We start from the raw sequence: 3,090 nt of genomic DNA, 5'->3' as shown, positions 1-3,090 counted from the left end.
TAAATATTTATTATAATTTTTACTGTTTAACTTCTTTCATCCGGACTATGACCGTCGGCTTCGGAATTTAACCGAATCAGCACATTGCTCGCGGGCTGAAAAGAATTTATAGTTCTTTATTACCGCCGGTGAGGAATTACACCTCGCCCTGAAATTATTTCCTATTATTGTACTATTATTTAAATTAAACTACAATAGTTTATTATCATATACAGAGTTTATTTGATGCGGTCCATAGTTATGTAATCTATAATAATTGTATTTAGTGCTTTTATGTGCTATTATTTAGTAAAATTATTATAAATTAAGAGGATTTCCTATGACAACCAATATTAATGTTACTACTTTAAACCATTTATTAGCAGATACTTTTGTATTACAAGTTAAATTATATAACTTTCATTGGAATATTAAAGGTAAAGATTTTTATGAATTACATCTATTATTTCAAAATCAATATGAAGAATTAACGAAAGCAATCGATGAAATAGCTGAGAGAGTATCTATTTATAATGAAAGAGCTCCGGGTAGCCTAGCAGAATTCTTAGCTCTAACTAGTATTAAGGAATCTGTATCCGGTGTATTACCTGAACTTGATATGGTAAAAGAACTTAGCATTGATCATAAAAGTATTGCAGATAGAATGCTAAAACTTATAGAAGAAAATAAAATTGATCCGATTACTAACGATATCTTAATTAAAAGAGTACAAACTCATACTAAGCAAGCTTGGATGTTAAGCTCATATCTTAAATAATACAAGGTTTGTAGTTTAATTACTAATTATTCAGTTTCATTTTTATATTCATAATATTCTAAAGAAATCTCGCTATTAGCTTTTTGTCTTTCTAAGGTCTTTATATCTTTTTGGATTTTATCTATGCTTATCCCTAGATGTTCCCGCATAACAGCATTGATTCTGGGTAGTTTTTTTATTACTTTATAAGTAGGGATGATTTTATGAATTCCGCTTACATGCTTAATTCTTTTATCACCTATATATTCTAATAAATAATTATCATAAATTTTCTGACCAGCTTTACCTTGTAATCCTTGAATAAAAAAACTAAGAAAATTAATCTCTGTAAAGAAGATACTGGTTTCCAAGGGTTTACTACTATATTTATCTGTAATTCCCAGAATAGCTCCCTTAGCAAAATTTCTGATTATATAAAATTCATATAAAGGTTCCCAATAATAATAATCATCTAAAATAAATGCATATTTCAACTTACTTGTATTATTAGCCAATAAATTAACATGGGAAAATATATCTACTACTTGTGCTTTTGCATCAATCCCGCTGTAATCTTTATTATCAAATAAAACTGTTTCATCAAGAATTTGATTAGGTTGTAGATATGGTTGAAATATAACCTTGAATTGCCGGATATAGAGTTGTTTTTTTTGATCTAATACTTGTAGTTGTGCTTGTTTCTCCGCTATTTGGCTATCTAATGTTTGCAGATTATCTTTAATTTCAAGAATTTTTTGATGGTAGTTAGAGTTAGTGCCACAACCCACAAGAACTATCATGAAGATAATTAAGAATATGTTTTGTACTCTCTTATAATCATTACCTAAAATTATTATCAATACCCTGTGATCCAACATAGCAATAATACACTATAAACTAATAATACTAAGATTTAATTAATTATCTTACCTAGTTAGCAACTTTATCACTATAAAAGACATTATTATAGATAATAAATAGAACGTTTTATCTTATGTTATATACAATGCTCTTGACATATCGGGGATTGTATTCTATATTAAATATTATTAATCAATTTTATAAAAGGCTACTTGTTTATTAATTTATTATTATACACTAAAAATAAAAATGAAACAAATTTATCAGAAGAATTACTATTTAAGTTTAAAACAAAAGCTGAGATACAAACTTCTAAAGATAAAAATAACGAACTATGGTTTGAAATAAGTAAAATATTAGACTTTAGTAATGAGGAAGATCCTTTTTTAAGTGAGTGTTATACCTTAATAGAAAAGGATCCTGTGAATAGCAAAAAAATTTCTCTTTTAGATGAAGAAAATAGAGAAAATATAAAAAATGTATTTAAAGTGATATATCAAAACTTTACACAAATACCTATAATTAATTATTATTGTGAGCAAACATCTGATTTTGATAAAGCCTTAGAAATTTTTATTAGAATTAATTCTGGAGGGACAACTTTAACTAAACCTGATATGTTATTTTCTATAATCGTTAATCAATGGAGTGATGGTAGACAAAAAATCAAGGAAATTGTTGATGGCATTAACGAAAAGTTTACTATGGCTCAAGATGTTTTTTTAAGGGGTTGTTTATTTTTATGTGATTTAAATATGGAATTTAAAATACAAAGCTTTAACAAAAAAAATATTAATCTTATAGAAGATGAATTTCCTAAAATTATTGAATATATAAACAAAGCTTCTAATATGCTAACGGACTTAGGCTATAATAAGCACAATTTAGCTTCTTCATATACTATAATTATTTTAGCCTATTATATAAAATATATAAAAAATAAGTCACTCTCAAGCAAAGAAGATTTAGCTATTATTAACAGCTGGATTATAGCTACTACCTTAAAAAGAGACTTTAGCGGGGTGCCAATTAATTATTTAAGGAGGATTAAAGAAAATAACTCAGATATATTAAGCTTTTTAAAAAAATCAAGTGTTCTTAGTGAGCTAGATTTAGAAGATCTAATAAACAAAGCTAAGTATGGAACTCCAACTTGTTTAGCTTTTTTAAAGATTTTATATCCAGATTATTCCTATGATAGAAAAGATTTCGACATAGATCATATTTATCCATTGACACTGTCCAATGATAATTCCTTAATGAATCTTCAACTTTTAACACAATCTGAGAATAAGAGTAAGCAGGATAAAGAACCTGAGGTTTGCCTTAATGATTATGAAAAGTACCACCCTAACTATAGAGTAGCTAATTATATACCTAAGGATTTACCTTTAACCAAAGATAATTTCGAAGAATTTAAGGAACAAAGAAAAGTCCTTATTTTAGAGAAAATTTCTAACTATATTAAAAAGTAATAATTATTAAACTTTATA

3 protein-coding genes and 1 riboswitch are annotated in these 3,090 nt (G+C 26.4%); of the genes, 2 read left to right on the top strand and 1 reads right to left on the bottom strand.

The window, feature by feature from the left end; translation table 11 throughout:
* Positions 1–24 precede the first annotated feature (24 nt).
* A riboswitch (FMN riboswitch) is annotated at positions 25–160 on the bottom strand.
* Positions 161–319: 159 nt separating this feature from the next.
* On the top strand, positions 320–757 hold the full coding sequence (locus ACQCX0_RS01230; protein WP_462562304.1) for a Dps family protein: 438 nt from the start codon (positions 320–322) through the stop codon (positions 755–757).
* Between the two features lie 26 nt (positions 758–783).
* Here ACQCX0_RS01230 and ACQCX0_RS01225 read toward each other — a convergent pair whose 3' ends face one another.
* On the bottom strand, positions 784–1,596 hold the full coding sequence (locus ACQCX0_RS01225; RefSeq protein ID WP_465029865.1) for a hypothetical protein: 813 nt from the start codon (positions 1,594–1,596) through the stop codon (positions 784–786).
* 213 nt (positions 1,597–1,809) lie between these two features.
* Between ACQCX0_RS01225 and ACQCX0_RS01220 the strand changes: the two genes are divergently transcribed.
* Positions 1,810–3,072 carry a GmrSD restriction endonuclease domain-containing protein gene (locus ACQCX0_RS01220; RefSeq protein ID WP_462562301.1) on the top strand — a complete coding sequence of 421 codons (1,263 nt, stop codon included), beginning with the start codon at positions 1,810–1,812 and terminating at the stop codon, positions 3,070–3,072.
* The last annotated feature ends 18 nt before the right edge of the window (positions 3,073–3,090 follow it).

Source organism: Candidatus Hepatincolaceae symbiont of Strigamia maritima (genome assembly GCF_055505085.1).
This window is presented reverse-complemented; position numbering and strand designations above follow the sequence as displayed.